Source organism: Pseudomonas sp. AL 58, from assembly GCF_036348395.1.
Classification (GTDB): Bacteria; Pseudomonadota; Gammaproteobacteria; order Pseudomonadales; family Pseudomonadaceae; genus Aquipseudomonas; species Aquipseudomonas defluvii.
Window position 1 is genome coordinate 267,931 of the sequence record NZ_JAZBQR010000005.1, and the last position, 15,057, is coordinate 282,987.

Below are 15,057 nucleotides of genomic sequence, written 5' to 3' on the forward strand. Positions count from 1 at the left end.
GAATTCTGTACGGAGTGACATCATGAAAATCCGCACGTTGGGTAATGGCCTGGAAGTGTCCGCACTGGGCCTGGGCTGCATGAGCATGACCTCGGCCTATGGGCCGGCTGCCGACAAAGCCGGCATGATCAAGCTGATTCGTTCGGCTCACGAGCAAGGCATCACCCTGTTCGACACCGCTGAAGCGTATGGCCCGTTCGCTAATGAAGAACTGCTGGGCGAGGCCTTGCAGCCGATTCGCGAGCAGGTCGTCATCGCTACCAAGTTCGGCTTCGATATCGACCTGATCACCGGCGCACGCGGCGGCGGCACCAACAGCCGCCCGGAGCATATCCGCGCCGTGGCCGAGGCATCGTTGAGGCGCCTGCGCACCGACTGCATCGACCTGTTTTATCAGCACCGCGTCGATCCGCAGGTACCCATCGAAGACGTCGCCGGTACCGTCAAGGAGCTGATCGCCGAGGGGAAGGTCAAGCATTTCGGCCTGTCTGAGGCGGGTGTGGAAACCATTCGCCGGGCACATGCGGTGCAAGCGGTTACGGCGGTACAGAGCGAATATTCGCTGTTCTGGCGAGGCCCAGAGCTGGAACTGCTGGCAGTGCTGGAAGAACTGCGGATCGGCTTCGTACCGTTCAGCCCGCTCGGCGCCGGTTTCCTCACCGGTCAAATCGACGAGCACACGCAGTTCGACGCCAGCGATTTCCGCAACTTTGTACCACGCTTTTCCCCTGAAGCCCGCAAGGCCAATCTGGCGCTGGTCGACGTGGTGAAAGCCGTCGCGCAACGCAAACACGCTACTCCGGCGCAAGTCGCGCTGGCATGGTTGCTTGCACAGAAACCGTGGATTGTGCCGATCCCGGGCACGACCAAACCCCATCGACTCGAAGAGAACCTGGGCGCAGTCGAGCTTCAATTGACCAGTGACGATCTGCGCGTGATCAACGAGCAGATGGCGCAGATTCAGGTGCACGGTGAACGCCTGCCGGAATCGGCACTGAAGATGACCGGTCTCTGAGTCTGCCCAACGCGCCGCCACGTGCGGCGCCGCTTTCACGCCTGACCGGAGTTGACCCGATGAACCGATTGATCGCACCACTCGTTGCTTTGTCATGCATGGCGGCAGAATCCCAGGCCGCCAGCGAAATCCGCGTTACGCCGAACGGCTCGCAGCCCTCGGTCAAGGGCGCGGCGCAAAACTTTACCGGCACAGTGCGCGTTGATGGCCTGTTTAAAGGTGATGCGCCGGCGCGCATCGGCGGCGGCACGGTGACCTTCGAGCCCGGCGCACGCACGGCGTGGCACACCCATCCGCTGGGGCAAACGCTGATCGTCACCGCAGGCGTCGGATACGTGCAGCAAGAGGGCGGCCCGCGACAGGAAATCCGACCGGGCGACACTGTCTGGATTCCGCCGCATACCCGTCACTGGCATGGCGCCACGGCCAGCAACGGCATGACCCACATCGCCATCGCTGAAGCCGAGGACGGCAAGACCGTCACCTGGGCGGAACAGGTATCGGAGGCGCAGTACGCCGGCCAATGAAGTTACGGAATGTGTCGAAGTTGCTCTCCCGGCACCTTTGTCGCAAACCGTCATCCGACCTCCATGCCCCGCACCAGCGCGGTCGCGCCGGAATTGCAGCGGTTATGGCAATGTCGACTCATGAGTTCTGCTCAGAAGTCCATGCGCAATTTCGGGATTAATCGCAACAACCATCCTCCGTACGATCCAGTGACACCGCAGTGACCCGCAATGGATGGAGCCTTTCACGATGACCACTGACGCACGCAATAGCACTGCACTCCCCGCACTCATGGCACTTTGTCTGGGCATCGGGGCGATGTTCAGCGTTACCACTCAAGCAGCCGAGGCATCGCAGACCATGGCCAGCACGCCAGCCAGCGCAGCTACCTTGTCGCGCCAACAACAAACGATTCCCCTGATCGCCGCGTTCATGGCAACCAGCGACATACCCAACCTCAACACCGCGCTCAATCAAGGGCTCGATGCCGGCTTGACCATCAGCGAAACCCGGGAAATTCTGGTGCAGCTATACGCCTATGTGGGCTTCCCCCGCAGCCTCAACGCCTTGAACGAGCTGATGACGGTGGTGCAAACGCGCAAACAGCGCGGTATCGAAGACGCGCCGGGGCGTGAGCCGAGCCGGGCGATTCCGATCGGGAATGAGCTGCTGGCCGCCGGAACCGCGAATCAAACCAGGATCTCCGGCGCCCCGGTCAAAGGCCCGGTGTTCGAGTTCGCTCCGGTGATCAACCGGTTCCTGCAAACCCACCTGTTCGGCGACATCTTCGAGCGCGACAACCTCGACTGGCAAAGCCGCGAACTGGCGACCGTCGGGGCGCTGGCCGCAACGCCAGGTGTCGAGCCGCAATTGCGCTCACACATGGCGGCGAGCTTGCGCGTCGGTCTGAGCACGGCACAGTTGCTCGAGGTCACGGAACTGCTGAAAAAACACGGCGATGCGCAGACGGCTGAACGTGCCAATACCGCGTTGACCCAGGCCCTCGCGGCTTCGGGGAAATGACATGAAATCTGTAAAGTACCTGCTGAGCATCACGCTGTTGAGCCTGTTGGCGGCCTGCGCGAACCAACCCGATGGCTCGTTGCTGATTCAACAACAAGGCAGCTTCGCCGCCGGCGGAACGGTGACAACTGCACCGGGCACCTTCAACCCGCACAAACCGATGACGCCCAACGGCCAGACCTACCACGGTGACCACGTATACGCCTTCTATCAAATCCCGGTGGATGCGCGAAAACTGCCCATCGTCATGTGGCACGGTGCGGGTCAGTTTTCCAAGACCTGGGAAACTACCGCCGATGGTCGCGAAGGCTTTCAGAACATCTTTCTGCGCCGCCATTACGGCGTCTATCTGATCGATCAGCCACGGCGTGGCGATGCCGGGCGCAGCATGGTCGAGGCCACAATCAAGCCTGTGCCTGACGAGCAACTGTGGTTCAACCAGTTCCGCATCGGCCTGTGGCCCAACTACTTCAACGGCGTGCAAGTGGCACAGGATGCCCAGACCCGCGAGCAGTTTTTCCGGGCGATGACGCCGAACACCGGGCCGTTCGACATGGGCGTGGTCTCTGATGGCGTGTCAGCACTGTTCGACAAAATCGGCCCGGGGATTTTATTCACCCATTCGCAAGGTGGCGGGCCGGGCTGGTTGACGGCGATCAAGAACACCAAGGTGAAAGCCATTGTTGCGTTCGAGCCAGGCAGCAGCTTCGTGTTCGCTCAAGGTGAAGTGCCTGCGCCGATTCCCAGCGCGTTCGACACAGTGCAAGGCGCGGCGGTGCCGATGGAGCAATTCATGGCTCTCACGCGCATTCCGATTCTGATCCTTTACGGCGACAACATCCCGGAGCAGGCGGTCGACCTGCCCGCTCAGGACAGTTGGCGCGCACGCCTGAAAATGGCCCGACTCTGGCGTGACGCGGTCAATCGCCACGGCGGTGATGTGCGACTGATCCACCTGCCGGAGATCGGCATTCACGGCAATACCCACTTCCCCATGTCGGATCTGAACAACGTGCAGATCGCTGACCTGGTCGCGCAGTTCCTCAAAGAAAACCAGCTGGACTGACCCAAATACTTTTGCCACTGCCGCCCTTTTGATTGCTCAGGAGCTTCACGTGAAAAACACACTCAAAGCCACATTCATGTCGGCATTGGTCGGCCTCTCCGCGGGCGAAGCCTTGGCCGCCGATTACAAAAAGAACCCGTTCACCCTCGCCTACGACGGCGCGATCAGCAAGAACGAACCGGGCAAGGTCAACATCCATCCGGTCAGCTACAAGCTCAACGGTCTGGATATCGCCGCCAACGTGTACACACCGGCTAACTATGACGCGAAAAAGACCTACCCGACCGTGGTCGTTGCACACCCCAATGGCGGCGTGAAAGAACAAGTCGCCGGTCTGTACGCGCAACGCCTGGCCGAACAGGGCTACATCACCATCACGGCCGATGCGGCGTATCAGGGTGCCAGCGGTGGTCAGCCGCGCAGCATCGATAAACCGGCGTATCGCATCGAAGACATTCACGGCATGGCCGACTTCATCAGCCAGTTTGCCGGCGTCGATGACAAGCGTCTGGGCCTGCTCGGCATCTGTGGTGGCGGTGGTTATTCGCTGGCGGCAGCGCAAACCGACAAACGCTTCAAATCGCTGGCAACGGTGAGCATGTTCAACTCGGGCCGGGTACGTCGCAACGGCTACAACGACTCGCAAATGGACAGCATTCAGCAACGCCTGCAACAGGCGTCAGCAGCCCGCGCGCAAGAGGCGGCCGGCGGCGCGGTGCTGTATTCGGGCGATGCCAACCTCACCGACGAGCAGATTGCCAAACTGCCCTTCGAGCTGTATCGCCAAGGTTATGAGTACTACTGGAAGACCCACGCGCACCCGAACTCGACCTTCAAATACACCACCAGCAGCCTGATCGACTTGATGCGTTTCGACGCCACTGACCATATCGAGCTGATCAACCAACCGTTGCTGATGATCGCTGGCAGCAAAGCCGACAGCCTGTACATGACGCAGGACGCCTTTCCGAAAGCCACCGGCACCACCGACAAGGAAGTGTTTATCCTCGACGGCGCGACCCACATCGAAACCTATTGGGTGCCGCGTTATGTCGATGCCGCGATTGGCAAACTGACCGCGTTTTACGCCCGCACCTTGTAATCAACTCTCTTGGGGGTCGCGCATCCGTGTGCAACCTGCTTTCATGGATTAATCCCGCGCCCCTCATGAGAGGTTTTCATCAATGTCCCGCGCCAATCTCAACGACCTGCAAGCCTTCGTGATAATCACCCGCGAAGGCAGTTTCACCCGCGCGGCCGCCCAGCTTGGCGTCTCGCAGTCGGCGCTGAGCCACACCATGCGCGCGCTGGAAAGCCGATTGGGTGTGCGCCTGCTAACGCGTACCACGCGCAGCGTTTCGCCGACCGAGGCGGGTCAGCGGCTGTATCAGTCAATGGCGCCGCGGTTCGATGAGATTGAACTCGAACTGGCCGCAGTCAGCGAGTTTCGTGACACCCCGGCAGGCAATGTGCGGATTCAAGCATCCGAACATGCCGCCAACAATATTCTGTGGCCCAAGCTTTTAAAGGTGCTTCCCGACTATCCGGACATCAAAGTCGAAATCACCGTCGACTACGCCCTCTCCGACATCGTCGCGCAACGCTATGACGCCGGTGTACGCCTGGGAGATCAGGTCGCTAAGGACATGATCGCCGTTCCTATCGGGCCACCCTTGCGCATCGCAGTCGTGGGCTCACCTGAGTATTTCAACAAGCGGCCAGTGCCGAAGGTGCCCGGTGATCTGGCGGCGCAAAATTGCATCAATCTGCGCCTCCCCACCCATGGCAACCTGATGCAATGGGATTTTGAAAAGGATGGTCACGAACTGAAGGCCCGTGTCGAAGGGCAATGGACATTCAACAGCAGCCTGCCGATCCTGCGTGCGGCCGTGGCGGGATGTGGCTTGGGTTTCCTGCCGGAGGACATGGTGGCGAAAGAGCTAGCCGACGGTAGCCTTGTGCGGGTGTTGGAAGATTGGTGCCAACCCTTTGCCGGTTACCATCTCTACTACCCCAATCGCCGTGAACATTCATCAGCGTTTGGCGTTGTAGTTGAAGCGTTACTCTACAAGCGCTGAGTCATCGACCTTCAAGGCATCTGAATTCTACCCGCCCCACAAACCCGCGAATGAGCAGATGCTTTTGATCGATTGCAGTCGTACGCGACCGGTTGAATCCACAACCCATAGCGGTCATTGGGAATGGCAGGAATCGGCCAGGAGCTGTCACTCCATGCACGTACAAAAAGAGGATCGATTCAGTTTTCGATTCAGTCGCATATCCTACTGTGAGGCGAATTGACTGAACCCTCCGCGCAGATACCGTCGATAAACATATCCAAGAGGATAAACTTACCCTGCGAGCATAGCTCACTTCCTCGCAACGATTTGTGCAAGAGCAATCCGCCCCTCTTGCAGGTTTCGACCCTGATTCTGCGCCATCACCTTGAAATCAGCGCCAAGCAGCAAATGGAATCCAAGGGATGGTAAGCCTTCTTTCTGGATCTTCTCGGCCAGGGTCACAAACCACGCGCGCGCCGCTTCTGTTGTGTCAGACCAGTCGGTAATCGTGAATGCTGCTTCCTCGAGAAGCGCGCGCAACTTAGTTGGCGACACGAGGAAACTCGTATCCGGTGTGCGCGCCCACGGAACCGGAAACAGCACCGGGCCAGACGGACCAGCAAGTACATCGTAGATAGCGAGCGTGCCGCCCGGCTTTAGAACGCGGTGCATTTCCTTGTACAGCCGCGTCTTGTCCGGGATGTTCATTGCCACATGCTCCGTCCATACGACATCGAATGTCTGGTCATCAAATGGCAGCTTGGTGGCGTCGCCTTGGCGGTAGTCGACGAGGTGTGCAAGGCCAGTCTTGGCCGAGAGCATCGAAGCAGCGCGGCAGTACTCGTCTGTAAGGTCGATGCCCGTGACACGGCAACCGAACTCCTTCGCCAGGCAACGCGAGGTCCCGCCTACGCCGCTACCCACATCAAGTACGTGCTTTGATGCATCGAGCCCTGCAGCCCGGGCAAGCTCGAGCGTCGCCGCCCGGCCGCGGATATGAAACTGGTCGATGGGCGCCAAGTCTTCGGGCGTGAGGTGGTTTATGTCCTTGCCCGCTTTCTCCAGCGCCGTCAGTATGACGTCTCCCAAGTCCGCACGGGTGTAGTGCGTCTGGATTGCTTCATTGATACGCGTTTGCATAGACACGGTCCTCCTCGTATTGGCGCTGCCTGACGTGTGATGAGGCGCACCCGCCCGTTGATCCTGGGTCACGTTCCGCGGTGAATCCCGGTGTGGGCTATGCTGCCATTCTCGCTGCGTTCTCGAATACCGGCCAGTGGCGGACGCCCATAATCCTGACTTAACCACCCACTGCAATACTCTGCACCTCGACACACCGCGCCCGGATGAACCGTAAAAGATTATGGGGCCCTGCTCCTGATCAACAGGCTATAGCTAAGCAGGCCCATGGCAATAGATTGCTCACACCGCAGTCGGGCTGAACTAACTTTCTGTAAAGGAGATACACCATGACCTCTACCCAAACGCTGCAAGGAAAAGTCGCTTTCGTTCAAGGTGGCTCCCGCGGTATCGGTGCGGCCATCGTCAAACGCTTGGCCCGTGAAGGCGCGGCAGTAGCTTTCACCTATGTATCGTCTGCTGAGCGGGCCAATGTTTTGGTCAGCGAAGTGGTTGCCGCTGGTGGTAAGGCACTTGCCCTCAAGGCCGACAGTGCTGATGCCGCAGCCGTGCAACAGGCCATTCGTACAGCAGTCGAGCACTTCGGCGGCCTGGATATTTTGGTCAACAACGCCGGCGTGCTGGCCTGGGGCAACACTGAGGAAATCACCCTGGAGCAGCTTGACCACACCTTGGCGGTGAACGTGCGCAGTGTATTCGTCGCCAGCCAGGAAGCTGCCAAGCATATGCTCGACGGCGGGCGCATCATCAATATCGGCAGCACCAACGCCGAACGCATGCCGGTTGCTGGCGGCGCAGTGTACGCCATGAGCAAATCGGCGCTGGTCGGCTTGGCCAAAGGCATGGCCCGCGACCTGGGCCCGCGCTGCATCACCGTGAACAACGTGCAACCCGGCCCGGTGGACACTGAGATGAACCCGGCCGATGGTGAGGGCGCCGAGTACCTGAAAGGTCTGATGGCACTGGATCGTTACGGCAAGGCCGAGGAAATTGCCGGCTTTGTCGCCTACCTGGCCGGCCCGGAAGCAGGCTACATCACCGGCGCCAGCTTGACGATTGATGGGGGGTTCTCGGCCTAGTTCTTTGCGCCCCGGAGCCCGCTATTTGCTCGCCCCGGGGCGCCTCTGTTCTGCCTGCGCACCTGAATGGCTGCAGTTGACCGGTTTCAACTGGTATTGGCAGCCATCAAACGCCCTCAGTACCTCTTTTGCAAATCTCCAGCACTAGACTCCGAAGCCATTGATGAGCGGGGTCAGCTCCATATCTTGGATGCCAAAGCAAAGAAACGGTGAACTCTGCGGTGCGAACCGGAAGCGCAAAGCTATGCATCCCCTGGCGCAAACTTGCAGTATGGCGCTCAGGAACGCTAGCGATCAGATCAGACCCCCGGGCCAAACCCAGAGCGGTCGAAAAGCCTCCGACGATCGTAACAACCTTGCGCGTCAGTCCAAGAGACATCAAAGCGTCATCAATCGGGCCTTTGTCCAGCCCCTCTCGTGACACAAAGATATGTTTGCCTGCAGCATACTCAGTAGGCGTTACTTTCTCACGACTAAGTGGATGTCCTGATCGCACAACGCCAACATAGTTGTCCCTGAACAAGGCCTGCCCCCGCAACTCAGGAGCGGTCGAGAGTTCTATCACACCGGTTTCCAGATCAACAATCCCATCGCGAAGAGGCTGGCTGTCTTTGTCTGGCTTCTGCAAAAAACACAGCCGCACACCAGGGGCGTCTTCCTCGATGCGTGCGATAAGCTCGGGCCCAAAGCACTCCACAAAGCCTTCGCTAGTCCTAAGGGTAAACGTTCTAACGAGTTGACTGAGGTCGAGCATCTGCGTGGGACGCAACACATCCTGAGCATCCATCACCAGTTGACTGACACGGTCACGAAGCTCTAGCGCTCTAGGTGTCGGGACAAGCGCCCGACCCGCCCTGACCAAAAGTGGATCGCCCGTTGTTTCCCGCAACCGCGAAAGCGCTCGGCTCATGGCCGACGGGCTAAGGTGCAGGCGCTTGGCTGCGCGAGCGACACTCCCTTCAGCGAGGACCGCATCAAGGGTAATCAGCAGATTGAAATCTGGAATCGTCATGGGTTGATGTTAGCGCACCCCGCAGGTGATAGGGCGTCAAACGCATCAATAAAGTGCAAGTGGTGCGTCTTCCGCCATGCACCATTGCTACCTAAAGTTCGAGCTATCGGGACATCCGTAGTGAACTAGATCGGGAAAGCAGGTATGAACTCACTGGACAAATTCGTTAGTAACGTCAGGTCAATTTGGGGGGCTCTGAGCTCTGAGTTAGTTGCAGGCTGTCAACAGCAACTGGATGAACTCTTGGATACCCCTATCTCGGAGCAGTGGTTGGCAACATTGCACCTGGAAGCATTGGCGCAACAAGAAGTTTACAGAGACCCAACAAGTGGATTCATGCTGTTGGCGCACACTGAACCTGAAGGGCTCTATCGACCTCCACATGATCATGGAAGAGGATGGGTAATTTATGCGGTTCAGCAGGGTGCTATCGAAATGGGCACCTATTCCCGGATCAAGGACCAGGACGGTAGGGTGAAACTCGTAAAACGAGGCTCCACTGTAATTTGCTCCGGACAAACTCAGGTGTACCTGCCTGGCGACATTCACGATACGCGCTGTATAGCTGGGCCCGCGCTGTTATTCCGGTTTACCGAACGGGATCTGAAGAAAGAGGACAAAGAGGCCCAAAGGCTGACGAGGTATGTCGAGCAAGACGGTGCCTGGGTGCCGGAGGCAAGACGGTGAAACCTCGCCCCAATAGCGCCAGGACGTTGCGGCTCTGCGCAGAACCGTTGCGCTCGTGCAAACAACCTGAGTCAGCATCGTCGGCAAGATACCCTTCGCCACATTCAACAGATGCGGATTCAGACCTGCCCGAGCCATTATGTGCAATTGCGATCGGTTCCGTGCTGGCGGCCATGGTTCTGGTGGTACTGAACACGGTGATAGTAAACGTCGCCCTGCCAACGATTGCCGAATCGTTAAAGGTCTCCGCTGCGATGTCCGTCTGGATTGTGACGGCTTACCAGACAGCACTGCTGATGGCTCTACTGCCATGCGCTGCACTGGGTGAAAGCATAGGCTATCGCCGGGTATTCCGGTGGGGTGTTGCGCTGTTCACAGGCACCACTTTGTTGTGTGCTTTGGCTCCCTCCATAACCTGGCTCATCGCTGCCCGCTTTTTGCAAGGACTGGGAGGAGCGGCAGTCATGGCACTGGGGATTGCACTACTTCGCACAGTAGTGCCGCATCGGCAGCTCGGTGCCGCGATAGGCTGGAATGCCCTTGGTGTCGCACTATCATCGGCAGCGGGGCCGGTAATCGGGGCGGCAATACTCTCGGTGACCAACTGGCCTTGGCTCTTCGCTGTACACCTCCCCTTAGGCGTGCTGGTACTGATAGCAGCCAGTGCACTACCTCGCACTGAGGGCACTGCTCGCAGGATAGACCTGCTGAGCGTGTTGTTGAATGCGGGTGTATTTGCAACGTTGGTCATTGCGGCCTGGATCATCACAGACAAGCCCGTTCTTGCTAGCGCTCTAATGGCCATCTCAGCCATTCAATTGACGTTGCTGGTAAGACGGGAAATGCCCAAAAAAACGCCACTGATCCCGCTTGATTTGCTCAGATCCCATTCATTGCGCATTTCAGTGATCGCCTCGATCTGTTGCTTTGCGGGACAGACCACAGGAATGGTCGCACTGCCCTTTTACCTGCAGCACAACTTAGGACTAGGGGCGGTCAAGGCAGGCCTCTTTATGATTCCCTGGCCATTGACCGTTGCAATCGTGGCACCGCTCGCTGGCCGCCTTGCAGACCGAGCCTCGATGGCTAGCCTTTGCTCCATAGGCGGCTTGTGTCTAGCTACCGGGCTGGGGGCCGCCTCACTGTGCCAACCGACGGGCCAATACCTTCTGCTTGTAGCACTGACAGTGCTGTGCGGCTTGGGTTTCAGCCTTTTCAATGTGGCCAACAATCGTAATATGTTCCTATCTACGCCCATAGAGCGAAGTGGTGCCACCGGGGGCATGCAGGGCACTGCTCGGCTGCTCGGACAAACTGCTGGGGCAGTGATTATGGCGCTGCTCTTTAAACTGTTCCCAATCGAATCCGCACCTCAGATCTGTCTTGGTACCGGAGCTATTCTGACGTTGGTCGCTGCCCTGACAAGCACGCTGCAACGTAAAAAGATCGCAAGCATCTATTCGCAAGTTTCATAAGCCCTTTATCACTGCAATCTGTTCCTGTTCATCTATTGTTAAGGTCCGCTTCTCGTCGATAACAATACAGAGGCGCCGAGCAAACGCATGACAAAAAAAAGCCAGGCAGTGCCTGGCTTTTCACGGTTGTGCTCTTAGCGAGACAGCGCCGACACATTGGCTCGCGCCGTGTGCAGTTTTTTATAGCTCTCGATCAGACGCAGGTGCCTGTCGAGCCCCTCCAGTTTCATGCTCGTAGGCGTCAAGCCGAAGAAGCGCACGCTGCCGTCCACCGACCCCAACACGGCGTCCATCCGCGGGTTGCCAAACATCCGGCGGAAATTGACTTCGTAATCTTCAAGCGCCAGGTCATCGTCCAGCAGCACTTCCAGCACCACGTTCAAAGCCTGATAAAACAAACCGCGCTCGACCGTGTTGTCGTTAAACTGCAGGAAGGCTTCCACCAGCTCTTTAGCCTCTTCAAATTTCTGCAAGGCGAGATAGATCAGCAGCTTCAGCTCTAGAATCGTCAGCTGACCCCAGGCGGTATTGTCGTCAAACTCGATACCGATCAAGGTGGCTATGTCGGTGTAGTCGTCCAGTTCACTGTCTTCTAAACGCTCAACCAGTGCTTCCAGGCCGGCGTCATCCAGACGGTGCACGTTCAAGATATCCTCGCGGAAGAACAACGCTTTGTTGGTGTTATCCCAGATCAGATCTTCTACCGGATAAATCTCCGAATAACCCGGTACCAGAATACGGCAGGCGATTGCGCCGAAATGCTCGTACACCGCCATATACACTTCCTTGCCCATGTCTTCGAGAATGCCGAACAAGGTCGCAGCTTCCTCGGCATTGGAGTCTTCACCTTCGCCGGAGAAGTCCCACTCAACAAATTCGAAATCAGCTTTGGCACTGAAGAAGCGCCACGACACCACACCGCTGGAGTCGATGAAGTGTTCGACAAAGTTGTTCGGCTCAGTCACCGCATTGCTTTCAAAGGTAGGCTGAGGCAAATCGTTCAGGCCTTCAAAACTGCGGCCCTGCAGCAGTTCCGTCAGGCTGCGCTCCAGCGCCACCTCAAAGCTTGGGTGCGCCCCGAACGAGGCAAATACGCCGCCAGTACGCGGGTTCATCAAGGTGACGCACATCACCGGGTATGCCCCGCCAAGCGACGCGTCCTTCACCAGCACCGGGAAGCCCTGCTCTTCCAACCCCTGAATACCGGCGAGAATAGCGGGGTATTTCGCCAGCACGTCGTGCGGGACATCAGGCAGTGCGATTTCACCTTCCAGAATTTCGCGCTTTACCGCACGCTCGAAAATTTCCGACAGGCATTGCACCTGCGCTTCAGCCAGCGTATTACCGGCACTCATGCCATTGCTGAGGAACAGGTTTTCGATCAGGTTGGACGGGAAATACACCACCTCGCCGTCCGACTGACGCACATACGGCAGAGAACAGATGCCTCGCTCTACGTTGCCGGAGTTGGTGTCGTACAGGTGCGAGCCGCGTAGCTCGCCGTCAGGGTTGTAAATTTCCAGGCAATACTCGTCGAGAATCTCAGCCGGCAGTGCATCTCTACGGCCTGGCTTGAACCAGCGCTCGTTCGGGTAATGCACGAACGCCGCATTGGCGATGTCTTCACCCCAAAACTGGTCGTTGTAGAAGAAGTTGCAGTTCAGTCGCTCGATAAACTCGCCCAACGCCGACGCCAGTGCGCTTTCCTTGGTCGCACCCTTGCCGTTGGTGAAGCACAGTGGCGAGTGCGCATCGCGAATGTGCAGCGACCATACGTTGGGGACGATATTGCGCCACGAAGCGATTTCAATCTTCATGCCCAGGCCCGCCAAAATGCCCGACATATTGGCGATGGTCTGTTCCAGTGGCAGGTCCTTGCCGGGGATGTACGTGCTCGCGTCTGACGCTGAGTTCAGCATCAGCAATGCCTGGGCATCGGCATCCAGGCTTTCCACCTCTTCAATCACAAACTCAGGCCCGGTTTGCACCACCTTCTTTACCGTACAACGGTCGATGGAGCGCAAAATGCCCTGGCGGTCTTTTTCGGAAATATCGGCTGGCAACTCGACCTGAATCTTGAAGATCTGGTTGTAGCGGTTTTCCGGATCAACAATATTGTTCTGCGACAGGCGAATGTTGTCGGTGGGAATATTGCGCGTTTGGCAATACAACTTCACAAAGTAAGCCGCACACAAAGCCGATGAAGCCAGAAAGTAATCGAACGGACCCGGTGCGGAGCCATCACCCTTGTAGCGGATAGGTTGATCAGCCACCACCGTAAAGTCATCGAACTTGGCTTCAAGCCGAAGGTTGTCGAGAAAGTTAACCTTGATTTCCATGCGGGATTACCTGAATACGAGCCAAACGATTTGGCCGCCATTATCCGGCTTTTCGGCTGGAAGTCTTGTGCTTTTGAGCAATGGTCGCTGGCCGGTCCCGCCAAGCCAGGCCAGGCCAGGCTGCGCAGCAGCAACCCGCGTTGCTGCTGACGGCCTCACGCCGCACCCGGCGTTCTGGCAGGCTCAGGTATTCAAGATTCAACGCACGGTGCAGGTGAGCCTTACACCCAGCGGAAACGATTGATATGAATACGGCAATGAATGCGTTTGTACTTTTAAGACACGCTGTATTTAGTTGTGGCCGCAATAACACAATTCAAAGCAGATGAGGATATTGACAGGCCCGATCGCATTAACGGTCGGGCCTGTATTTACGCTTGCCTGACGATATCGACCGAGATTTCCACCGCCGGAGTCGCGCCTCTGTTCTCAAGCCAGTGGGTGGTGTTCCTGTCCTCGGGCCACCCTACTCCCGGCCCGTAGTCCGTGGCGACACCATTGCGATGGTCAGTGATCGTGCCTTGCAAGATATAAACGGTACCTGGCCTGTCTTTATGGCTGTGCATCGGGCCGAAGACGCCTCCGGGTTCGATAGTCACCAGGCGCATTCTCAGTTGGCGCCCTGCCATGCCGGCGATCTCAGGGCCAAGGTCAAGCGTTGCAAGTAACTTCACCGTCACACCGTGTGTCTCAGGTGCTTCCTGTTCGTTGCTCATCGCGCGGTCCTCTCTGTGATCCCCCACTGCCCAACAATAGGACGTTTCGGTACCTCAGGCCACGGCATGCTCACTTGGCGAGGTAACCGGTCATATGGATTACGTGCAGGCTGTGCGGAGGGCCGTCGAGGAAACACCGAGAAAATGACCGACCGCCTCAAGCACGGCTTCAGGTGCCTCCCGATGGGGGACATGGTGGCAATCATCCACGATCAAATACTGACCCGTGGATGTCGTCAGTTTTGCGATACGCATCGGATGCAGCGTCGACCCGTACTCATCGTACTGGCCATGGATGGCAAGCAGTGGGCAATGGAGTGCGTCAATCGTGCGTTCAATAGTCCACGCCCTGAAGGCCTGGGAGAGCCATGTACGGGTCCAGGCGGACAACACCCACGGTGCTTTGTCGCCGTGATACTTCTCAAGCCGCGCCATCTGCTCCGGCTGTTCGAATTGCACCTCGGCCGTTCGAATGCCTTGCAACGTCAGGTCCTCGACGAACGCCTGCGCCGACAGGGTAATCAACCCCATGCACACCGGTGCATACAAGGACGCACAACTCGCCGCCATGGCGCCGCCAACGCTGTGGCCCAGGGCAATAAAACGATCGATCTTCAACGCGGCCCGGAGGTGCGCAAAAAAACACTCGGCTTCGTCTCGGATAAAGTGCAGCGGTAATTGCCCGGGGTAAGCGTCGGACTGCCCGAAGCCGAGCCGGTCATAGGCAATGACCTCATGCCCGGTTGCATGGCACAGCCGCTGGGGGAAATCCCGCCATAGCGAGACGCAACCAAGGGAGTCATGGAAAAGAATGATCGGTGGCTTTTGCGTATTGCTTGATACGCTCAGAGGAAACCAGCGACGACAAAACAGTCGCCCGTATGGCGTATCGATCCAGCAGGTTTCAGTACGGATAGACAGTGGCATGCAAGGCCTCG

Annotated in this window: 14 protein-coding genes; 9 read left to right on the forward strand and 5 right to left on the reverse strand. The window is 57.9% G+C overall.

Features of this window, described 5'->3' with window-relative positions:
- Window positions 1–22: 22 nt before the first annotated feature.
- The 6 genes from UIA24_RS08800 (at window position 23) to UIA24_RS08825 (ending at window position 5,689) form a co-directional block, all read left to right on the forward strand.
- Window positions 23–1,015, forward strand: a complete 993-nt coding sequence (locus UIA24_RS08800; protein ID WP_330522677.1) for an aldo/keto reductase — start codon at window positions 23–25, stop codon at window positions 1,013–1,015.
- Window positions 1,016–1,074: 59 nt separating this feature from the next.
- Entirely contained in the window at window positions 1,075–1,542 is a 468-nt protein-coding gene (locus UIA24_RS08805; RefSeq protein WP_330522678.1) for a (R)-mandelonitrile lyase, read from the forward strand.
- 229 nt (window positions 1,543–1,771) lie between these two features.
- A complete protein-coding gene (locus UIA24_RS08810; RefSeq protein ID WP_099774615.1) occupies window positions 1,772–2,545 on the forward strand; it encodes a carboxymuconolactone decarboxylase family protein in 774 nt (257 codons plus the stop codon).
- Window positions 2,546–2,666: 121 nt separating this feature from the next.
- The gene (locus UIA24_RS08815; protein ID WP_177442442.1) at window positions 2,667–3,611 is read left to right on the forward strand and encodes an alpha/beta hydrolase; all 945 of its coding nucleotides are present in this window, start codon (window positions 2,667–2,669) and stop codon (window positions 3,609–3,611) included.
- A 49-nt stretch (window positions 3,612–3,660) separates the two neighbouring features.
- Entirely contained in the window at window positions 3,661–4,713 is a 1,053-nt protein-coding gene (locus UIA24_RS08820) for an alpha/beta hydrolase (protein WP_099774611.1), read from the forward strand.
- An 82-nt stretch (window positions 4,714–4,795) separates the two neighbouring features.
- Complete coding sequence (locus tag UIA24_RS08825) at window positions 4,796–5,689, forward strand: LysR family transcriptional regulator (RefSeq protein ID WP_099774609.1); 894 nt, start codon at window positions 4,796–4,798, stop codon at window positions 5,687–5,689.
- 291 nt (window positions 5,690–5,980) lie between these two features.
- Here UIA24_RS08825 and UIA24_RS08830 read toward each other — a convergent pair whose 3' ends face one another.
- Complete coding sequence (locus tag UIA24_RS08830; protein WP_099774607.1) at window positions 5,981–6,811, reverse strand: class I SAM-dependent methyltransferase; 831 nt, start codon at window positions 6,809–6,811, stop codon at window positions 5,981–5,983.
- 329 nt (window positions 6,812–7,140) lie between these two features.
- On the opposite strand from UIA24_RS08830, the gene UIA24_RS08835 reads away from it, so the two are divergent.
- A complete protein-coding gene (locus UIA24_RS08835) occupies window positions 7,141–7,890 on the forward strand; it encodes a 3-oxoacyl-ACP reductase family protein (protein ID WP_099774605.1) in 750 nt (249 codons plus the stop codon).
- A gap of 106 nt (window positions 7,891–7,996) precedes the next feature.
- On the opposite strand, the gene UIA24_RS08840 is transcribed toward UIA24_RS08835, so the two are convergent.
- Complete coding sequence (locus UIA24_RS08840; RefSeq protein WP_099774603.1) at window positions 7,997–8,902, reverse strand: LysR family transcriptional regulator; 906 nt, start codon at window positions 8,900–8,902, stop codon at window positions 7,997–7,999.
- 144 nt (window positions 8,903–9,046) lie between these two features.
- Here UIA24_RS08840 and UIA24_RS08845 point away from each other — a divergent pair, with 144 nt between their 5' ends.
- Both UIA24_RS08845 and UIA24_RS08850 read left to right on the forward strand, forming a co-directional pair.
- Window positions 9,047–9,589: a hypothetical protein gene (locus UIA24_RS08845; RefSeq protein WP_099774601.1), complete on the forward strand. Its 543-nt coding sequence runs from the start codon at window positions 9,047–9,049 to the stop codon at window positions 9,587–9,589.
- The gene (locus tag UIA24_RS08850) at window positions 9,586–11,064 is read left to right on the forward strand and encodes an MFS transporter (RefSeq protein WP_218195301.1); all 1,479 of its coding nucleotides are present in this window, start codon (window positions 9,586–9,588) and stop codon (window positions 11,062–11,064) included. The genes UIA24_RS08845 and UIA24_RS08850 overlap by 4 nt, the downstream gene beginning before the upstream one ends.
- A gap of 134 nt (window positions 11,065–11,198) precedes the next feature.
- Here UIA24_RS08850 and UIA24_RS08855 read toward each other — a convergent pair whose 3' ends face one another.
- The 3 genes from UIA24_RS08855 to UIA24_RS08865 all read right to left on the reverse strand — a co-directional run bounded on the left by UIA24_RS08855 (window position 11,199) and on the right by UIA24_RS08865 (window position 15,046).
- On the reverse strand, window positions 11,199–13,403 hold the full coding sequence (locus UIA24_RS08855; protein WP_330522679.1) for an OsmC domain/YcaO domain-containing protein: 2,205 nt from the start codon (window positions 13,401–13,403) through the stop codon (window positions 11,199–11,201).
- A gap of 371 nt (window positions 13,404–13,774) precedes the next feature.
- Window positions 13,775–14,119 carry a cupin domain-containing protein gene (locus UIA24_RS08860; RefSeq protein WP_099774594.1) on the reverse strand — a complete coding sequence of 115 codons (345 nt, stop codon included), beginning with the start codon at window positions 14,117–14,119 and terminating at the stop codon, window positions 13,775–13,777.
- A gap of 99 nt (window positions 14,120–14,218) precedes the next feature.
- Window positions 14,219–15,046 (reverse strand): alpha/beta fold hydrolase, encoded by an 828-nt coding sequence (locus UIA24_RS08865; protein WP_330522680.1) that lies wholly within the window; start codon window positions 15,044–15,046, stop codon window positions 14,219–14,221.
- Window positions 15,047–15,057 lie beyond the last annotated feature (11 nt).

What these genes read in the sequence shown, in the direction of transcription:
- UIA24_RS08825 (WP_099774609.1), top strand. Translation starts at nt 4,796, where the DNA reads ATGTCCCGCGCCAATCTCAACGACCTGCAAGCCTTCGTGATAATCACC.
- UIA24_RS08860 (WP_099774594.1), bottom strand. Translation starts at nt 14,119, where the DNA reads ATGAGCAACGAACAGGAAGCACCTGAGACACACGGTGTGACGGTGAAG.
- UIA24_RS08810 (WP_099774615.1), top strand. Translation starts at nt 1,772, where the DNA reads ATGACCACTGACGCACGCAATAGCACTGCACTCCCCGCACTCATGGCA.
- UIA24_RS08855 (WP_330522679.1), bottom strand. Translation starts at nt 13,403, where the DNA reads ATGGAAATCAAGGTTAACTTTCTCGACAACCTTCGGCTTGAAGCCAAG.
- UIA24_RS08840 (WP_099774603.1), bottom strand. Translation starts at nt 8,902, where the DNA reads ATGACGATTCCAGATTTCAATCTGCTGATTACCCTTGATGCGGTCCTC.
- UIA24_RS08830 (WP_099774607.1), bottom strand. Translation starts at nt 6,811, where the DNA reads ATGCAAACGCGTATCAATGAAGCAATCCAGACGCACTACACCCGTGCG.
- UIA24_RS08800 (WP_330522677.1), top strand. Translation starts at nt 23, where the DNA reads ATGAAAATCCGCACGTTGGGTAATGGCCTGGAAGTGTCCGCACTGGGC.
- UIA24_RS08845 (WP_099774601.1), top strand. Translation starts at nt 9,047, where the DNA reads ATGAACTCACTGGACAAATTCGTTAGTAACGTCAGGTCAATTTGGGGG.
- UIA24_RS08865 (WP_330522680.1), bottom strand. Translation starts at nt 15,046, where the DNA reads ATGCCACTGTCTATCCGTACTGAAACCTGCTGGATCGATACGCCATAC.
- UIA24_RS08805 (WP_330522678.1), top strand. Translation starts at nt 1,075, where the DNA reads ATGAACCGATTGATCGCACCACTCGTTGCTTTGTCATGCATGGCGGCA.
- UIA24_RS08835 (WP_099774605.1), top strand. Translation starts at nt 7,141, where the DNA reads ATGACCTCTACCCAAACGCTGCAAGGAAAAGTCGCTTTCGTTCAAGGT.